Below are 18,037 nucleotides of genomic sequence, written 5' to 3'. Positions count from 1 at the left end.
ATATCAGTAATATGTTCAAAGGCTAAAACTTTGCACAGGTTATAGAAAAGTAATAAGGAGGCTGAGCACATGGCTAAACGGATTACGACAGTGAATAAACCTTCACTTCAACGTACAGTTCATACAGGCGGCTGCGGCGAATGCCAAGCATCTTGCCAATCAGCTTGTAAAACGTCTTGTACAGTAGGAAATCAAGTTTGCGCAAAATAAGCAGCAAAGAAGGGCCTCTTGTTGTTTTCACGGCAAGAGGTCTGTTTTTTTGCAGATATAAAATGTATGCTTTGTTAAAGCTGGCCGCTGGCAAATGCAGCGGCATTCTTTAATTCGTTATATAATAGAAAATAAACTAAGGGCAGGGAGATAAGAGTCGTGAAAGATAGAATACACAAATTCATTCAAAATGGTATGTACATAATGTTAGATATCAATAGTGGTGCCGTCCATGTTATTGATAAGATGATTTATGATATGATGGATATTTTTGATGGCAGCAATGCTGAAGAAACGGTGCATAAACTAAAAGGGACATATGCAGAATCTGATCTAAGAGAGTCCATTGAAGAACTCCAGGGGCTGATTGAGGCACAAGAACTTTTTGCCCCGGATATTGATGTGCCTCCGACTTTTAAAGAAGAAGGTTTGGTTAAATCCTTATGCCTTTTGGTCGCACATGACTGCAATCTGCGCTGTAAATATTGTTTTGCCGGTACAGGCGATTTTGGCCACGACCGTGGACTTATGAGCAATGAAGTCGGCGAAGCAGCCGTAGAATATATTATCAGTCATAGCGGCAGCCGCAAACATTGTGAAATTGACTTTTTTGGCGGTGAACCGCTCATGAATATGCCAGTTGTCAAACATGTAGTGTCTTATGTACGAAAGCGCGAGCAGGAAACGGGCAAGGTTTTTAAATTGACACTTACGACCAATGGCATTTTGCTCAATGATGAAACCATTGCTTATTTGAATGATAATAAAATTAGTCTGGTACTGAGTCTGGATGGACGCAAGGAAGTTCATGATCGTATGCGTCCTAATATTGGCGGTAAAGGAAGTTATGATCAGGCTCTTAAAAATTTCCAAAAAACGGTGCGTTCACGCAATGGTCAGGATTATTATCTGCGAGGTACTTTTACGGCTTATAATCCTGATTTTACAGCAGATGTGCTCGATATGGCAGATCAAGGCTTTGATATTTTATCGGTGGAACCCGTTGTTGCAAAAGATGAAGACTATGCCTTTACCGACAAGGATTTGCCGAAGCTATTTTCCGAATATGATAAATTGACGCAGGCCTATCTAGATCGCCGTCGTGAGGGAAATGGCTTTTTCTTTTTTCATTTCAATATGGATCTCAGTAATGGTCCGTGTGTTGCCAAACGTCTCAGCGGCTGTGGTGCAGGTCATGAGTATTATGCGGTAGCTTCAAATGGTGATATGTATCCATGCCATCAATTTGTGGGGCGGGAAAAATATCTTTTGGGTACGATTTTTGAAGGGGTTCAGAAAAAAGATATGCCAGCATATTTTAGAAATTCTCATGTATTAAATAAAGAAAAATGCCGTGACTGCTGGGCAAGATTTTTCTGCAGCGGCGGGTGTCATGCCAATGCAGATCTCTTTAACGGTGATATTCGCAAACCATATGAATTTGGCTGTGAACTGCAAAAAAAACGTCTTGAATGTGCTTTGATGGTCCAGGCAAGTATTGCTATGGAAAAATAAAAAAATAAAACCGATCGATGGACTCTGTTTCATTGATCGGTTTTATTTTTTTATACATTATTTTTGAGCAGGAGTTTTATGAGTTTTGGTGAAATCATCATAATGAATAGAAAGGGACATTTATAATCTTAACATAATTAATAATTATTGATTGTGCTCCGAATATAAGCATGTTTTATATTTAACGAATTTTTTGATAATTTAGCATTTTTATCATGGAATTAGCCTGGATTTTATCGAAAAATCATTGACAATCTATTGAAATTTATTGTATGATAAACATCGGGATAGAAAATAAACCGGTGGGATTCGATAAACCCCAGGGGTAGTGAAAATTGGAAGAAATAGAAAAAATTATTGATTTGCAAAAGAAGATCGTTCCTGAATTAAACGGTCTGATGGAAGAACGTTATAATCTTCTAAAGCATATTCGCTACCATCAGCCAATCGGTAGACGTGCGTTAGCAAGTCAAATGGAACTTGCTGAATCGAGTGTAAGATCTGGGATCAAGGTTTTAAAAAATGTCGGGCTGATTGAATTATCGGGACTCGGTGTCTCGGTCACGCAGGCAGGACAGGCTGTAATTTCTGATCTTAGTGAATATGTCGATGTACTGCATGGTTTTTCCAAACTAGAATATTATTTGGAACAAGAATTAGGACTTAATCAGGTTAAGATTGTTTCTGGTGATAGTGAACATGATCCTTGTGTTTTTCGAGAACTGGGACGCGTTGCATCACGGGTTTTGGTAGGTATGTTATCAGAGCATATGACCGTAGCTGTAAGCGGCGGATCCACTATGGCTGCTGTTGCGAAAGCCGTTACTGGAACTATGCCGGACATATTGATTGTTCCAACACGCGGCGGACTTGGGGAAAATGTAGAACGCCAGGCAAATTCAGTTGCAGCTGTGATGGCTAATAATTTAGGCGGACAATATCGGCTTTTACATATTCCAGAAGGATTGAATGATGAAGCACTAGAGGCCTTGAAAGTAACGGATCATACGATCGATGAAATTGAGTTTTTGATAAAAAGTGCAGATATTTTGATTCACAGCATTGGCCGGGCTGATGTTATGGTACATAGAAGAAATCATACGGCTAAGGTTGCAGAAAATATTTGCAAATTGGCAGTGGGAGAAGCGTTAGGTCATTATTTTGACCGCAGCGGCAAGTGTGTTTACACATACAATGCGAATGGTTTTCGTCTGAATAATCTGGCGGGAGTAGGCAGGACAATAGCGGTAGTTGGCGGCGCAAATAAAGCCGAGGCTATCATAGCAGTAATCAGGGCAGGCAGTCATGATGTCTTGATTTTGGATGAAGCTGCTGCCAGTAATATTCAGTCAATAATAAAATCTGAGAAATCTCAGAAAAGTTTTTAAAAAAAATTAGGGGGTATTTTCACAATGGCAGTAAAAGTAGCAATTAATGGGTTTGGACGTATTGGACGTCTTGCATTTAGACAAATGTTCGGGGCTGAAGGATATGAAGTTGTTGCAATCAACGACTTAACGAGTCCTAAAATGCTTGCACACTTATTGAAATATGATTCTTCACAGGGCAGATATGCTTTAGGCGATAAAGTAACAGCTGGTGAAGATTCTATCACAGTTGATGGCAAAAAAATTACAATTTATGCAAAAGCAAATGCAGCTGAATTACCTTGGGGCGAACTCAAAGTAGACGTAGTTCTTGAATGTACAGGATTCTACACTTCCAAAGAAAAAGCTTCTGCACATATCAAAGCAGGCGCTAAAAAAGTTGTTATCTCTGCTCCAGCAGGTAACGATCTTCCTACAGTTGTATTTAATGTTAACCATAACATTTTGAAAGCCAGCGATACAGTAATTTCCGCAGCTTCTTGTACTACAAACTGCTTAGCTCCTATGGCTGATACTCTTAATAAATTAGCTTCGATTCAAAGCGGTATCATGAGCACAATTCATGCATACACTGGTGATCAGATGACTCTTGATGGCCCACAGAGAAACGGTGATTTGAGAAGATCCCGTGCAGCAGCTGTTAATATCGTTCCTAACTCTACAGGCGCAGCAAAAGCTATCGGCTTAGTTATTCCTGAATTATTAGGCAAATTAATTGGTTCAGCACAACGTGTTCCAGTTCCAACTGGTTCAACTACAATCTTGATTGCAGTTGTTAAAGGCGCTGTTACTGTAGATCAGGTTAATGCAGCTATGAAAGCAGCAACGACTGAATCTTTCGGTTATACAGAAGAACAACTCGTATCCAGCGATATCGTTGGTATCAGATTTGGTTCTTTATTCGATGCTACACAAACAATGGTATCTGCTTTACCTAATGGCGATACTCAGGTTCAAGTTGTTTCATGGTATGATAATGAAAACAGCTATACAAGCCAAATGGTTCGTACAATTAAGTACTTTGCAGAACTTGCATAAAATTTAAAGATCTTTTGGGTCCGGCCTTGTTGGGCCGGACCATTTTAATTTAGGGAGGCCCATATATGTTAAATAAAAAGTCTTTAGCTGATATTGATGTAAATGGTAAAAAGGTTTTTGTTCGTGTGGATTACAATGTACCAATGGATGAAGCCCTTAATATTACAAATGATGCCAGAATTCAAGCTACGCTGCCTACATTACAGTATTTATTGGATCATAATGCAGCCGTTATTCTTGCTTGTCACCTTGGCCGTCCAAAAGGTGAAAGAGTGGCTAAATTTTCCGTTGCTCCAGTAGCAAAACGTCTTTCTGAAATCATTGGCAAAGAAGTGAAATTTGCTTCTGACTGTGTGGGTCCTGAAGCTGAAAAAGCAGCAGCTGCTTTAAAACCAGGAGAAATACTTTTACTGGAAAATCTTCGTTATCATAAAGAAGAAGAAAAAAATGATCCGGAATTTTCAAAACAACTCGCATCTTTGGCTGATGTTGCGGTAAATGATGCATTTGGTGTATCACATCGTGCCCATGCTTCGGTTGAAGGTATCACAAAATACATTGAAACTGTAGCTGGTTTATTGATGGAGAAAGAAATTAAATTTGTGGGTCAGGCTGTAGCAAATCCAGAACGTCCTTTTGTGGCGATTATTGGCGGCGCTAAGGTTTCAGATAAAATTGGCGTTATTTCCAATTTACTGGAAAAAGTTGATACACTCATTATCGGCGGCGGAATGGCGCATACGTTTGACGCGGCAAAAGGCTATGAAATCGGTAAATCAATTTGTGAACCAGATAAATATGAACTTGCATTAGAACTACTAAAAAAAGCTGAAGCAAAAGGCGTTAAGGTTGTTTTGCCAGTTGATTTAGTCATTGCTGATGATTTCGCACCTGATGCAAATACAAGAATTGTCGATGTGGATAAAGTAGATCCTGAATGGGAAGCACTCGATAGCGGTCCTAAAACTTCACTATTATATGCGGAAGCTATTAAAGACGCAAAAACAGTGGTTTGGAATGGTCCAATGGGTGTATTTGAAATGGATGCATTTGCGAAAGGTACAGAAGCCGTTGCTAAAGCGGTTGCTGATTCTTCAGCAGTCAGCATCGTTGGCGGCGGAGATTCTATTGCTGCTCTTAAGAAAACGGGACTTTCCGACAAAATCACTCATATATCCACTGGCGGTGGTGCAACACTTGAATTCTTAGAAGGTAAGACTTTACCTGGTATTGCAGCGATCGCTAATAAATAAAATTTTTACAAGATATTCATTTAAAATTTGAGGAGGCTGTTTATAATGCGTAAACCGATTATTGCTGGTAACTGGAAAATGAACAATACAATTGCCGAAGGTACAAAATTGATAAAAGACCTTGCTGCACTGGTTGCGGATGTAACTGAAGTAGATATCGTTGTTTGTCCGACTGCAACGGCACTGGAAGCAGTTGCCAATGCTTGTGGCAATACAAAACTTCATCTAGGTGCACAAAATGTTCATTGGGAACAAAATGGAGCTTTCACTGGTGAAATTTCCACTGCAATGCTCAAAGAACTTTGTGTAGAATATGTTATTATTGGTCATTCTGAACGTCGTGAATATTTTGCCGAAACGGATGAAACTGTAAATAAGAGAACAAAAGCAGCGATTGCAGCTGGACTTATACCTATTGTCTGCTGCGGTGAAACTCTTGAAATTCGTGAAGCTGGTACAACAAATGCTTTTGTTGGTGGTCAGATTAAAGCCGGTCTTGCTGATTTAACAGCGGATCAGGTTGCAAATATTGTCATTGCTTATGAACCAATTTGGGCGATTGGAACTGGCAAAACTGCTACATCTGATCAAGCAAATGAAGTTTGTGCATTTATTCGTCAAACCGTTGCCGAAAAATTTGGCAAAGATGCAGCAAATAAAGTTCGTATTCAGTATGGCGGTAGTGTAAAACCTTCCACAATTGCGGATCTTATGTCGAAAAGCGATGTAGATGGTGCTCTTGTTGGCGGTGCTTCTCTTAAAGCTGAAGATTTTAGTAATATTGTAAAATTCTAATAAAAATGAGGTAAAGAACATGGCAAAATCAAATGCTCCTGTTGCTTTAATTATTATGGATGGCTGGGGCTTAGGCAACATGCAGGATCCAAATAATGCGATTGCTGCTGCTAAAACACCAATTATTGATGGATTGATGGCAAAATATCCAACTACACATTTGAAATGTTCTGGCGAAGCAGTTGGTCTTCCTGAAGGTCAAATGGGGAATTCAGAAGTTGGGCATTTGAATATTGGTGCAGGTCGTATCGTGTATCAGGAACTTACAAGAATAACAAAAGCAATTCGTGAAGGCGATTTTTTTACGAATCCTGTATTTTTGAACAGTATCAAATCCGTAAAAAAACACGATGGTGCTTTGCACCTAATGGGTTTATTATCGGATGGGGGCGTTCATAGCCATAACCAGCATTTATATGCACTTTTAAAACTTGCCAAACAAGAAGGCCTCAAAAAAGTATATGTTCATGCTTTTCTTGATGGTCGTGATGTTCCGCCTTCGAGCGGAGCTGATTTTGTAGCACAGCTTGAGAAAGAAATAAAAACAATTGGCATCGGGCAAATCGCTACCGTGTCAGGACGATATTATGCAATGGATCGCGATAAACGCTGGGATCGGGTCGAAAAAGCATATAATGCTATTGCCAAAGCAGACGGGCAGACAGCTCTTTCGGCAGATGCTGTAGTTAAGGCGTCCTATGCAGATGGCAAAACCGATGAATTTGTTCTGCCAACGGCAATTGCTGGATACCCTGGTATGAAATCAGGCGATGGGGTTATATTCTTTAATTTCCGTCCTGACCGTGCCAGAGAATTAACCCATGCTTTTACGGATAAAGATTTTGAGGATTTTGCTCGTTTGGCGGATCTTAAACTTTCTTTTGCTACATTGACACAGTACGAAAAAGGCATTCATGCTGAAATTGCTTATAAGCCGCAGACTTTAACCAATACATTAGGGCAAGTGATTCAGCAGCATGGTATGAAACAGCTTCGTATTGCCGAAACCGAAAAATATGCACATGTTACGTTCTTTTTTAATGGCGGGGTAGAACAGCCTGTTGAGGGCGAAGATCGTATATTGATTCCGTCACCAAAAGTTGCAACGTATGATTTGCAACCAGAAATGAGTGCGGTTGAAGTAACGAATAATGTTGTGGATTCCATCAAATCCAAAAAATATGATTTTATTATCTTAAACTATGCAAATGGTGATATGGTAGGTCATACGGGAATTTTGTCGGCAGCTGTTAAAGCGGTCGAAACGGTTGATACTTGTGTGGGCCGTTTCGTGGATGCAATTCGCTCCGTTGGCGGAAGCGTATGTATTACGGCAGATCATGGTAATGCAGAAGTTATGGTTAACCCCGAAACACAAGAACCATTTACGGCACATACAACAAATGTTGTACCGTTTATTATTGTTTCGGATAAAGTTCAAAAAGTACATGAAGGCTCATTGTGTGATATTGCCCCAACACTCTTAACGATTGCTGGTCTTGATATTCCAGATGAGATGACAGGTAAATCTTTAGCTGAATAAAATGTATTGCAATCGACCGGCGCAGCTGTAGACGTGCAGCTCGCCGTGTTGCTTGCTTCTTTTGAGCGAAATGATTTATAAAATAAAAGATAAATAAAATTTATGCTACATCAAGACAGTTTAATGTTTTATTTATATATTAATCGTGTAATGCAATTTTATTGGCCTTTTAAAGGTCGGTAGTGTATTTATATTACTTAGTGAAGAGAGGAAGACAAAAATGATTTATTCGCATGAAGTGTCTCAAATGACATGTATAGCTAAAGAAGTGAATCATGGTTCAGCACCAATTCCAGAAGAAGGTAAATGGGTGCAGTCCAAAGAAGTTACAGATATCAGTGGTTTAACACATGGTGTGGGCTGGTGTGCACCACAACAGGGTGCTTGTAAATTAACGCTTAATGTTAAAGATGGTATTATCCAGGAAGCTTTAGTTGAAACAATTGGCTGCTCTGGAATGACTCATTCTGCTGCCATGGCATCGGAAATTTTACCAGGTAAAACTATTCTCGAAGCATTGAATACGGATTTGGTCTGCGATGCTATCAATACAGCAATGAGAGAACTTTTCTTACAGATTGCTTATGGTAGAACACAGACTGCTTTCTCAGAAGGCGGACTGCCAATTGGTGCCGGACTTGAAGATCTTGGTAAAGGGCTTCGCAGCCAAGTGGGTACAATGTATGGCACACTCGCCAAAGGTCCTCGTTACCTTGAACTTGCCGAAGGTTATGTAACCAGACTTGCTTTAGATGCAGAAGATCGTATTATTGGTTATGAATTTATTCATCTTGGCAAAATGATGGAAATGGTTAAAAAAGGCATTGCTGCTCAGGATGCTATGGATAAAGCCAAAGGTTCTTATGGTCGATTCACTGAAGCTGTAAGATACGTAGACCCTCGTAACGAATAATTTTTGAGAATAGGAAGGAATGAATTCGCATGCCATTATTTGAAGGCTATGAACGCCGTATTGATAAAATTAATGAAGCTATAAAAGAATTTGGAATTGCATCCATTGAAGATGCGAAAAAAATATGTGATGAAAAAGGCATTGATGTTGCTGAAATCGTAAGAGGAATTCAGCCAATTTGCTTTGATAATGCTTGTTGGGCTTATACATTAGGCGCTGCTATTGCAATCAAAAAGAACTGTACAAAAGCTGCTGATGCGGCAAGAGCACTTGGTGAAGGCCTCCAGGCTTTCTGTATTCCGGGTTCTGTTGCTGAAACTAGAAAAGTAGGTTTAGGACATGGTAATCTTGCAGCAATGCTGCTCACTGAAGATGCACAGTGCTTTGCTTTTTTGGCAGGTCATGAATCTTTTGCTGCTGCTGAAGGCGCAATTGGTATTGCCAGAACAGCAAATAAAGTTCGCACAACTCCTTTAAAAGTTATATTGAATGGTCTTGGCAAAGATGCAGCACAGATTATCTCCCGCATCAATGGTTTTACATATGTCCAGACTCAATATGATTATGCAAAAAGTGAAGTTAATGTTGTTCGCGAAGTAGCTTATTCCGCTGGCGAACGCAGTGCTATCAAATGTTATGGCTCTGACAGCGTACAGGAAGGCGTTGCTATCATGCATAGAGAAGATGTTGATATCTCTATCACTGGTAACTCCACGAACCCTACACGCTTCCAGCATCCTGTAGCAGGCTGCTACAAAAAAGAATGTATCGAAAAAGGTAAGAAATTCTTCTCAGTTGCTTCTGGCGGCGGGACAGGCAGAACTTTGCATCCTGATAACATGGGAGCAGGTCCTGCTTCCTATGGTATGACAGATACAATGGGTCGTATGCATTCCGATGCACAGTTTGCCGGATCCTCCTCTGTACCAGCTCATGTTGAAATGATGGGCTTGATTGGTATGGGGAATAATCCTATGGTTGGCGCAAGCGTTGCCGTAGCTGTAGCAATTCAGGAAGCTTTCAGTAAATAATTCAGTACAATGTTTGTATGCAAAAGAGGCGGTCGCTGCACAAGGCTGCCTCCTTTTTGTCGATAAAAATAAGCCGTTCCCGGTGAATGAGGGGAACGGCTTATTTTCGTATGGGTGTGTGAAATTTGTATATAAAGATTTAGCCACGGCAAGAAGTGTAGAAACCAACCAGGCTAAATGCGAGATTTTCTTTTCAGGTTAATACATATTGATTAAAATAGAAAACATAAAGAAAATCAGGGAAGCACAGGCAGCCCAGCCATAGTTTGGAAATTGAATCAATAGCTTTTCAAAAAATCCTGGTTGGATTAATTTGAATGAACGGATCGATTTTGGCTCTTTTTTATATTCTCTATAAAGTGTCGGCACCGTGGTTTTCTCTTCAATGGAATTACGAATATCCTTGAATTCACGGTCAGCAAATTCTAAGACACTGGCCAGACGGCAAAAACGGCGTCTAGTTTCGTCTGAGGTTCCAGCGGGGTTTTTATATTCTAAATCATGCTCGATTTCAGCCCAGGCATGCTGTAGGATCGAACGGATTTGGATTTCTATTTTACAGGTATGATCAGAAGCAACGGATCCTAAACCAAATTTATTAAGCGGCAGGTTGACAATTAAATGCAAGGACAAATAACCAAACCGATCAGGTGATAATTTTTTGCGCTTATCCACGGAATTTTCTTCATCAATCGAAAAATGGCTGCGGATAAAGTCGGATATTTTATCGATTTCATCTTCGTAATACGTAATGACACGGATACCGCAAATATCTGTGATATCACTTAATCTATTATATTTATCATTTGCTTGCAGAATTTTATTTTCTAAACTTGCTTTGTTTTTCGTTCGACCAATAATGGAGTGAATATGTAAGGGCTGGTTTTGGAGGAGGAGAGATAGCATGGATTGAAACTGCGTTGTTAATTTTTGATAGGAAACATAATTTTCTTCATATTTTGCAACTAAATTATTCATGTACACAATCCCCTCTTTCTTTATCTACCATGAGTATAATATAGTTTTGTGATATTTTGATGACAAAAGCGCAGTTGAAAAAATTTTTATTTTTATATAAAGTAGGATAGGAAAATTCCGTTACGATAATTTATGTTGTATTCAATACGGTATATCCCATTCATGGGAGACTGATAGGCTTGAGACAATTTTTTTAATGCATTATATATATCTAATATTGATAATATGATAAAATATAGATATTAGATATGCATTTGTGAAAACTGTAAAAAAATATCCATAGTATCTATTTTCTGAATACATTTTATTCATTTTTTTACGGAAAAATGTTTTACTTATCGAAAAAAAAAGTGTAGAATATAAGCATAATGCATGTAAAAACATAAAAACTATAAAATCTTTTTTAGGAGGATAGTATTTATGAGTATTATTAATGAAGTATTTGCTAGAGAAATTTTGGATTCAAGAGGGAATCCAACAATTGAAGTAGAAGTTTTTTTAGAAGATGGCACTCTGGGCAGAGCATCCGTTCCATCTGGAGCATCTACTGGTATGCATGAAGCCGTAGAACTTAGAGACGGCGATGAAAACCGCTATGGCGGCAAAGGTGTACTAAAAGCTGTTTCCAACGTAAATGACAAAATTGCTCAAGAAATTATTGGCCTCGATGCAACGGATCAAATTGGTATTGATGCGCTTCTTTGTGAATTAGATGCTACTCCGAACAAAAGTGTTTTGGGTGCAAATGCAATATTAGGTGTTTCAATGGCGGTTGCTAAAGCAGCAGCAGCTTCACATGGTTTATCTTTATATCAATATCTTGGCGGGTTTAATGCAAAATTATTACCAGTCCCTATGATGAATATTTTAAATGGCGGCGAACATGCGGATAATAATGTTGATATCCAGGAATTTATGATTATGCCGGTAGGCGCAAAATCCTTTGCGGAGGCTTTGCGTATGGGAACTGAAATTTATCATGCCTTGAAAATTGTTCTTAAAAGCCGTGGTCTCAATACAGCTATTGGTGATGAAGGTGGCTTTGCACCAAATCTCACATCCAATGAAGATGCTCTTGGTGCGATCGTGGAAGCGATTGAAAAAGCAGGGTATAAACCTGGCGAAGAAGTTAAACTGGCTCTCGATGTTGCATCTTCTGAAATATACAAAGATGGAACATACAACTTTAAGGGTGAGGGTGTTGTTCGTACCAGTGATGAAATGATTGACTTTTATGAAACATTAGTCGATAAATATCCAATTATTTCAATTGAAGATGGTTTAGATGAAAATGACTGGGCTGGCTGGAAAAAATTAACTGACCGACTCGGCAAGAAAATCCAATTAGTGGGCGATGATTTATTCGTAACGAACCCAGTTCGTTTAGCGGATGGTATTGCACAGGGGGTTGGAAATTCTATATTAATAAAAGTCAATCAGATTGGAACTCTGACGGAAACTTTTGATGCAATGCAAATGGCTAAAGAAGCCGGTTATACCTGTGTTGTTTCGCATCGTTCTGGTGAAACTGAAGATGCGACGATTGCTGATATTGCTGTAGCATTTAATGCTGGACAAATTAAAACAGGTGCACCAACTCGAAGTGATCGTATTGCCAAATACAATCAGTTGCTTAGAATTGAGCAGGAATTAGCAAGTGTTGCGAAATTTAAGGGTTTGGATGTATTTTATAATCTAAAATAACTATAGGCAGAACAGCGTAAAGTAATGATGAGTTAGCTCGATGCTTTGCGCTGCTTTTATTTTATAAATATAGTGTAGTTAGCTGATTTACGTTTCCTGTAAAACAGATAATGTAGTGTCTGTCTAAAAAATGAAAACAAATAGGTGGGGATATTAACAATGTTAAAGAAAACTAAAATTGTTTGTACAATGGGTCCAAGTACAGAAAACCAAGCGATTCTTGATGCTTTAATTGAAAATGGAATGAACGTAGCGAGATTTAACTTTTCTCATGGTGATCATGCGGAACATGCAGTTCGTATTAAGCAAGTAAGAGATTCTGCTAAAAAAGCCGGTAAAGTCATTTCCTTTGTTCTGGATACAAAAGGTCCGGAAATGCGCTTAGGCACATTTGCTGAAGGTAAAGTTCAGCTCGAAAAAGGCAAAAAGTTTGTTTTGACTTATAGTGATGAACCTGGCGATGTGAACCATGCTCCAGTAAGCCATAAAGTTCTTTACAAAGAAGTAAAACCAGGTGATACAATTTTACTTTCTGATGGTCTTGTAGGTCTTAATGTTGAAGGCATTGATGGTAAAGATATCGTAACTACAATTTTGAATAATGGTGCAATGGGTACTAGAAAACGTATCGCAGTTCCGGGCGTATCCGTAAGCTTACCGCCTATTTCAGAACAAGATAAAAAAGATATTATTTTCGGTATTGAAAATGATATGGATTTCGTAGCTGCATCCTTTATTCAGCGTGCTGAAGATGTTCAGGCTATTCGTAAGCTGATTACTGAACATGGTGGGCATATGGAAATTATCCCTAAAATCGAAAATCTTGAAGGCGTTAAAAATATCGATTCAATTATTGCTGCTGCTGACGGTATCATGGTAGCTCGTGGTGATCTTGGCGTTGAAATTCCAGCGGAAGATGTACCTCTTATTCAAAAAGAAATTATTAAAAAATGTAATAAAGCGGGTAAACCAGTCATCGTAGCAACGCAAATGCTTGAATCCATGACCAATAATCCACGTCCAACGAGAGCAGAAGCTTCTGATGTTGCGAATGCAATTCTCGATGGTACGGATGCAATCATGCTTAGTGGTGAAACTGCAAGTGGTGATTATCCTGTAGAAGCTGTTCAGACAATGAATAAAATTGCGCAGCGTATTGAAACATCACTTCAATATGAAAAAACGTTTGTCAGAAAAGGTTTTGAACATCAGGAAAATACAACGGATGCCATTGCTCATGCTACCGTACAATTGGCGTACGAATTAGATGCAGCTGCAATCATCACGCCAACGGAAAGTGGTTATACAACAAAGGTTGTTTCTAAATATCGTCCGCAAGCAGCTATTCTGGCTTTTGCTGCGAATGAAAAAGTAGCTCGTCATTTAAATCTTCGTTGGGGCGTATACTCTGTTTTGGGTAAACCTTGGAATGATGTTGATGAAATGATCAGTGCAGCTACTTCTGGTGTCGTTAAGGAAAACTATTTGAAACATGGTGATCTTACAATTATTACTTCAGGTATGAAGTTTGGTGAAGGTAGTACAAGTTCAATTCGTGTACATACTATATAAGTACAATAACTAAGAAAAAGAATTGAAAAAAAGGATGTTTGAGGCAGCAAATCATTTTTCTTGCCAGAAAAGTGATTCTGTTGTTTTGAACATCCTCTTTTTCTTGCTATTTATCATTATTCTGTGTTATGATAAATTATATTATGGACAAATAGAAGGAGGTCCGAGAATTTTGCTTATTTCGTTGATGGTATTAGATTCTTTGATTGCAATTATATTGATTGCATCTGTTATATTTCAGTCGGGCAAGAGTTCGGGAATGGGCGGGTCTATTTCTGGTGGTGCTGATACTGTATTCAGTGGTAAAGCAAGGGGCATGGATGCATTGCTGTCACGCGTGACCATTGTGTTTGCAATTCTTTTTGCAATTCTTACTTTAATTATTGCAAAAATGACTGCATAATTTTGAATACCAAAAAACGTTCTGCATTCTTTTGGAATGAGAACGTTTTTTTATTTTATTGTTCCTTACAGGATTTTTCCTGTTTTTGTTAAATTTATTAAAGATAAGTCAGGTTTAGTTTGGGAAGGCAGGCGTGCACTTCATGATATTAAAAGGAGCAGAACCTTTTTTTTTACCAGCTGGAGAAAAAGGTGTTTTATTAGTACATGGATTTACGGGAACGCCAGCGGAAATGCTTTTGCTGGGTGATTTTTTGCATAAAAAAAATTATACCGTATTAGCACCAAGGCTTTGCGGACATGGGACAAGTCCTGAAGAAATGGCAAAAACAAGTTGGGAAAATTGGTATCATTCAGTTTGTGATGGCTTTTATTTGCTTCAAGGAATTTGCCGTGAAGTTTCCGTAATTGGATTATCGATGGGCGCATTACTGGCGATTCATTTAGGTATTGAATATAATGTTAGAAAAGTGGTGGCACTCAGTGCCCCAATTTATATTTCATCAGAAAAAATGCTGCATTCACTGCCGCCGCTGGAGAAGTCTAGTGGACGATATGTTGCCAAGCGACGTCGTATATTGCCTGATTTACCGGCACAATGTAATGTTTTTTACAATAAAATGCCGCTTCTAAGTGTCCATCAATTGCTGAAATTTATTGAAATAATGAAAAAAAAACTGCCGATTGTAGAAAAACCTTTACTGATCGTGCAGAGCAAAAATGACCATACAGTACTTGCCGAAAGTGGTGAATATATATATACCAGGATTAAATCTTCGTGCAAAGAAATCTTTTGGCTTGAAAAATCTGGTCATATCGTGACACTTGATTTAGAGCGGGAGCGGGTATTTACAAAAATAGCAGATTTTCTGGCGAAATAAAATAAATTGCTGAGAACTGGGGTGACACAAATGATCAACAAGAAACCACGTGAAGAAGAAAATCAATATTGTTTTGCGTGTGGCAGAAAAAATCCAATTGGACTGCATTTAGAATTTCATGAAGAAGGAGACACTTATACAGCGATGTATATTGCGCCGCCTGAATTTCAGAGTTATGATGGTATTATGCATGGCGGAATCGTCAGTACTCTTTTAGATGAAATTATGGGAGGGTACCTATATTCGAAGGGACATAAAGCCGTTACCGCACGACTGGATGTTCGGTACCGAAAGCCCACACCAATTGGGACACCGCTTAAGATTATGGGCTGGATACAGTCACGGCGTGGTAACTTTATTGACATGTGTTCCACAGTATCCTTAGCGGATGGAACTGTCACAGCCGAAGGCACGGCAAAAATAGCCATTTTGGAGGAAGAATTATGAGATTAAAAGAAAGAATACTGGAGTATATGCGTCATGAAGCCTATAAACCAGTATCCGATGAAGATTTGGCGGAAGGATTACACCTAACCCGTGAAGAATTAGTGGAATTTTGGAACGTTATTGAAGAACTTGAAAAAAATGCCGAAATCATAAAAACACGTCATGATAAATATGGTATTCCTGAACTTATGAATTTGGTTGTTGGAAAATTAAGTATGACGAGCAAAGGGTTTGGTTTTGTCATACCTGAAGTGAAGAAGAGCGAAACCGATACCGATGTATTTATTCCGGCATCTTTGCTTTTCAGTGCAATGCATAATGATCGCGTGGTAGCAAGAGTCAATGAGCCGGGCAGCGGCGGCAGGGCTCGTGAAGGTGAAATCATACGGATCGTGAAGCGTGCCAATACAAAAATTGTCGGTACGTTTGAAAGCAGTCAGTCGTTTGGCTTTGTTACACCAGATGATCCCAAAATCGGGCAGGATATTTTTATTTCAAAAAAATATTTTAGCGGAGCGAAAATCGGTACAAAAGTGGTAGTTGAGATCATTGAATGGCCACAGGCACGGCGTAGTGCGGAAGGAAAAATCATTGAAGTCTTAGGAATGATTGGTGATCCAGGAGTCGATATTTTGTCGGTAATTCGCCACTACGATTTACCGCTTGAATTCCCTGATAAAGTGCAGGCTGCGGCGGATCGAACGGAAGCGAAAGTGAGCGCGGAAGAATATAAAGGGCGTCGTGATCGGCGTGATTTTCATGTTGTCACCATCGATGGTGACGATGCGAAAGATTTGGATGATGGTGTTTACGTCGAAAAACGGCCCAATGGCGGATTTTTCTTAGGCGTATATATAGCGGATGTAAGCTATTATGTCAAAGAAAATTCACCGCTGGATTTAGAAGCTCGTGAACGTGGTACAAGTGTGTATTTAGTCGATCGAGTCATTCCAATGCTGCCACAGCGTTTATCCAATGGTATCTGCAGCTTAAATGCCGGGGAAGATCGCTTGGCGATGGCGGCAGAAATGGAAATTGGTTCAGATGGTCAAATTAGCAGCTATGAAATTTTACCAACAGTCATTCATGTATATCGGCGTTTGACTTATAATCTCGTCAAAAAGATTGTGGCTGATCATGATGAACAGCTGACAAATGATAATACCGATATTTTACCGATGCTAAATGATTTGGTGAAATTACGTGAAATATTGAAAGCCCGCCGGACACGACGCGGATCAATCGATTTTGATCTGCCAGAAGTAAAAGTCAAACTCGATGAACAAGGCAAGCCGGTTAATTTAATCAAACGCGAAGGTTCACTTGCCGAATCTATTATTGAAGAATGTATGCTTGTTGCGAATGAAACGGTAGCAGAGCATATGGACCGCAAACAACAACCGTTTATGTATCGAGTCCATGAGCAGCCAACTGCGGCAAAAATCGATAAGTTAAACGATTTGCTGGCAGCTTTTAGCTTGCATATCAACAAAAATTCAGAAGATGATTCCGTGACACCAGCACAATTGCAGGAAGTTTTGCAAAAGGTTGCTGGTAAACCAGAAGAGAAGATCATCAGTACAGTATCGCTGCGTTCGATGAAACAAGCACGTTATGATGCGCAAAGTCTCGGGCATTTTGGACTAGCGGCAAAATATTATACACATTTTACATCACCGATTCGTCGCTATCCCGATTTGATTGTCCATCGTTTGCTTAGGGAGACTTTTAAGACAGGAACAATTGTAGAGTCTCGCAAAGAAAAACTAAAAGTTCTTCTGCCGGAAATCGCAACGCATGCTTCTCAGCGTGAACGGATTGCCGCTGAGGCGGAACGTGAGACTGTTGACATGAAGAAAATCGAATACATGGCTCAATTTGTGGGCGATGAATTTGAAGGTGTCATCAGCGGAGTAACGGCATTTGGCATATTTGCCGAACTTGAAAATGGTGTTGAAGGACTTATTCATGTATCCAGTATGGAAAATGACTATTACCAATATGTTGAAGAAAGATATGCTTTAGTTGGTGAACGTACCGGTAAAGTATACCGCCTTGGCGAACCAGTTACGGTAGTTCTGGTAAATGCCAACATCGAAGAACGAAATTTGGATTTTATTCTAAAAGGAAATGGTGTTTACATTCCGGTTAAATCGAAAAAGAAAATTATTGCTGAAGTAAAACCCGATAAACAGAAACCGCAGCAGATCATTCACCAGCCGAATGCATTGTCTGGTGAAACCAAAAAAACAAAGAAAAAAACCGGTAAGTGGTATAATGCAGTAGATAAAAAAGCAAAACCTAAAAAAGATGGTGCTGCTTATGGTAAGCGGAAAAATAAAACAACAAAAAAGTAAGATAAGGTGA

Annotated in this window: 16 protein-coding genes; 15 read left to right on the top strand and 1 reads right to left on the bottom strand. The window is 39.2% G+C overall.

Going from position 1 to position 18,037, the window contains the following annotated elements:
* Nucleotides 1-69: 69 nt before the first annotated feature.
* The 9 genes from scfA to F606_RS0103590 all read left to right on the top strand — a co-directional run bounded on the left by scfA (nt 70) and on the right by F606_RS0103590 (nt 9,686).
* Nucleotides 70-210, top strand: a complete 141-nt coding sequence (scfA, locus tag F606_RS22605; RefSeq protein WP_019552511.1) for a six-cysteine ranthipeptide SCIFF — start codon at nt 70-72, stop codon at nt 208-210.
* 159 nt (nt 211-369) lie between these two features.
* Nucleotides 370-1,725, top strand: coding sequence for a thioether cross-link-forming SCIFF peptide maturase (gene scfB / locus F606_RS0103625; protein WP_019552510.1), 1,356 nt, complete (start codon nt 370-372; stop codon nt 1,723-1,725).
* 335 nt (nt 1,726-2,060) lie between these two features.
* Nucleotides 2,061-3,113 carry a sugar-binding transcriptional regulator gene (locus F606_RS0103620; protein WP_019552509.1) on the top strand — a complete coding sequence of 351 codons (1,053 nt, stop codon included), beginning with the start codon at nt 2,061-2,063 and terminating at the stop codon, nt 3,111-3,113.
* Between the two features lie 24 nt (nt 3,114-3,137).
* Nucleotides 3,138-4,151, top strand: a complete 1,014-nt coding sequence (gene gap / locus F606_RS0103615; protein WP_019552508.1) for a type I glyceraldehyde-3-phosphate dehydrogenase — start codon at nt 3,138-3,140, stop codon at nt 4,149-4,151.
* A 65-nt stretch (nt 4,152-4,216) separates the two neighbouring features.
* Nucleotides 4,217-5,404: a phosphoglycerate kinase gene (locus tag F606_RS0103610; RefSeq protein ID WP_019552507.1), complete on the top strand. Its 1,188-nt coding sequence runs from the start codon at nt 4,217-4,219 to the stop codon at nt 5,402-5,404.
* 45 nt (nt 5,405-5,449) lie between these two features.
* Nucleotides 5,450-6,199 carry a triose-phosphate isomerase gene (gene tpiA / locus F606_RS0103605; protein ID WP_019552506.1) on the top strand — a complete coding sequence of 250 codons (750 nt, stop codon included), beginning with the start codon at nt 5,450-5,452 and terminating at the stop codon, nt 6,197-6,199.
* A gap of 19 nt (nt 6,200-6,218) precedes the next feature.
* Complete coding sequence (gene gpmI, locus F606_RS0103600) at nt 6,219-7,742, top strand: 2,3-bisphosphoglycerate-independent phosphoglycerate mutase (protein ID WP_019552505.1); 1,524 nt, start codon at nt 6,219-6,221, stop codon at nt 7,740-7,742.
* 220 nt (nt 7,743-7,962) lie between these two features.
* Nucleotides 7,963-8,655 (top strand): iron-sulfur cluster assembly scaffold protein, encoded by a 693-nt coding sequence (locus tag F606_RS0103595; RefSeq protein ID WP_019552504.1) that lies wholly within the window; start codon nt 7,963-7,965, stop codon nt 8,653-8,655.
* Nucleotides 8,656-8,684: 29 nt separating this feature from the next.
* Complete coding sequence (locus F606_RS0103590) at nt 8,685-9,686, top strand: GGGtGRT protein (RefSeq protein WP_019552503.1); 1,002 nt, start codon at nt 8,685-8,687, stop codon at nt 9,684-9,686.
* Nucleotides 9,687-9,884: 198 nt separating this feature from the next.
* Here F606_RS0103590 and F606_RS20470 read toward each other — a convergent pair whose 3' ends face one another.
* On the bottom strand, nt 9,885-10,664 hold the full coding sequence (locus tag F606_RS20470; RefSeq protein ID WP_019552501.1) for a GTP pyrophosphokinase: 780 nt from the start codon (nt 10,662-10,664) through the stop codon (nt 9,885-9,887).
* A gap of 420 nt (nt 10,665-11,084) precedes the next feature.
* Between F606_RS20470 and eno the strand changes: the two genes are divergently transcribed.
* From eno to rnr, 6 genes are all read left to right on the top strand, one after another.
* Nucleotides 11,085-12,368: a phosphopyruvate hydratase gene (gene eno, locus F606_RS0103575; RefSeq protein WP_019552500.1), complete on the top strand. Its 1,284-nt coding sequence runs from the start codon at nt 11,085-11,087 to the stop codon at nt 12,366-12,368.
* Nucleotides 12,369-12,527: 159 nt separating this feature from the next.
* A complete protein-coding gene (gene pyk, locus F606_RS0103570) occupies nt 12,528-13,940 on the top strand; it encodes a pyruvate kinase (RefSeq protein ID WP_019552499.1) in 1,413 nt (470 codons plus the stop codon).
* Between the two features lie 187 nt (nt 13,941-14,127).
* On the top strand, nt 14,128-14,343 hold the full coding sequence (secG, locus tag F606_RS0103565) for a preprotein translocase subunit SecG (protein ID WP_033368166.1): 216 nt from the start codon (nt 14,128-14,130) through the stop codon (nt 14,341-14,343).
* A gap of 142 nt (nt 14,344-14,485) precedes the next feature.
* Nucleotides 14,486-15,223 (top strand): alpha/beta hydrolase, encoded by a 738-nt coding sequence (locus tag F606_RS0103560; RefSeq protein WP_019552497.1) that lies wholly within the window; start codon nt 14,486-14,488, stop codon nt 15,221-15,223.
* 30 nt (nt 15,224-15,253) lie between these two features.
* The gene (locus tag F606_RS0103555; RefSeq protein WP_019552496.1) at nt 15,254-15,670 is read left to right on the top strand and encodes a PaaI family thioesterase; all 417 of its coding nucleotides are present in this window, start codon (nt 15,254-15,256) and stop codon (nt 15,668-15,670) included.
* Nucleotides 15,667-18,027 carry a ribonuclease R gene (rnr, locus tag F606_RS0103550; RefSeq protein WP_019552495.1) on the top strand — a complete coding sequence of 787 codons (2,361 nt, stop codon included), beginning with the start codon at nt 15,667-15,669 and terminating at the stop codon, nt 18,025-18,027. Before F606_RS0103555 ends, rnr begins: the two co-directional genes overlap by 4 nt.
* Nucleotides 18,028-18,037 lie beyond the last annotated feature (10 nt).

This window comes from Propionispira raffinosivorans DSM 20765 (genome assembly GCF_000381065.1).
Taxonomy (GTDB): Bacteria; Bacillota; Negativicutes; order Selenomonadales; family Selenomonadaceae; genus Propionispira; species Propionispira raffinosivorans.
The sequence above is the reverse complement of the archived record's forward strand: the minus strand, read 5'-3'. Positions and strand labels throughout refer to the sequence as shown.

What these genes read in the sequence shown, in the direction of transcription:
- scfA (WP_019552511.1), top strand. Translation starts at nt 70, where the DNA reads ATGGCTAAACGGATTACGACAGTGAATAAACCTTCACTTCAACGTACA.
- gap (WP_019552508.1), top strand. Translation starts at nt 3,138, where the DNA reads ATGGCAGTAAAAGTAGCAATTAATGGGTTTGGACGTATTGGACGTCTT.
- F606_RS0103610 (WP_019552507.1), top strand. Translation starts at nt 4,217, where the DNA reads ATGTTAAATAAAAAGTCTTTAGCTGATATTGATGTAAATGGTAAAAAG.
- tpiA (WP_019552506.1), top strand. Translation starts at nt 5,450, where the DNA reads ATGCGTAAACCGATTATTGCTGGTAACTGGAAAATGAACAATACAATT.
- gpmI (WP_019552505.1), top strand. Translation starts at nt 6,219, where the DNA reads ATGGCAAAATCAAATGCTCCTGTTGCTTTAATTATTATGGATGGCTGG.
- F606_RS0103595 (WP_019552504.1), top strand. Translation starts at nt 7,963, where the DNA reads ATGATTTATTCGCATGAAGTGTCTCAAATGACATGTATAGCTAAAGAA.
- F606_RS0103590 (WP_019552503.1), top strand. Translation starts at nt 8,685, where the DNA reads ATGCCATTATTTGAAGGCTATGAACGCCGTATTGATAAAATTAATGAA.
- F606_RS20470 (WP_019552501.1), bottom strand. Translation starts at nt 10,664, where the DNA reads ATGAATAATTTAGTTGCAAAATATGAAGAAAATTATGTTTCCTATCAA.
- eno (WP_019552500.1), top strand. Translation starts at nt 11,085, where the DNA reads ATGAGTATTATTAATGAAGTATTTGCTAGAGAAATTTTGGATTCAAGA.
- pyk (WP_019552499.1), top strand. Translation starts at nt 12,528, where the DNA reads ATGTTAAAGAAAACTAAAATTGTTTGTACAATGGGTCCAAGTACAGAA.
- secG (WP_033368166.1), top strand. Translation starts at nt 14,128, where the DNA reads ATGGTATTAGATTCTTTGATTGCAATTATATTGATTGCATCTGTTATA.
- F606_RS0103560 (WP_019552497.1), top strand. Translation starts at nt 14,486, where the DNA reads ATGATATTAAAAGGAGCAGAACCTTTTTTTTTACCAGCTGGAGAAAAA.
- F606_RS0103555 (WP_019552496.1), top strand. Translation starts at nt 15,254, where the DNA reads ATGATCAACAAGAAACCACGTGAAGAAGAAAATCAATATTGTTTTGCG.
- rnr (WP_019552495.1), top strand. Translation starts at nt 15,667, where the DNA reads ATGAGATTAAAAGAAAGAATACTGGAGTATATGCGTCATGAAGCCTAT.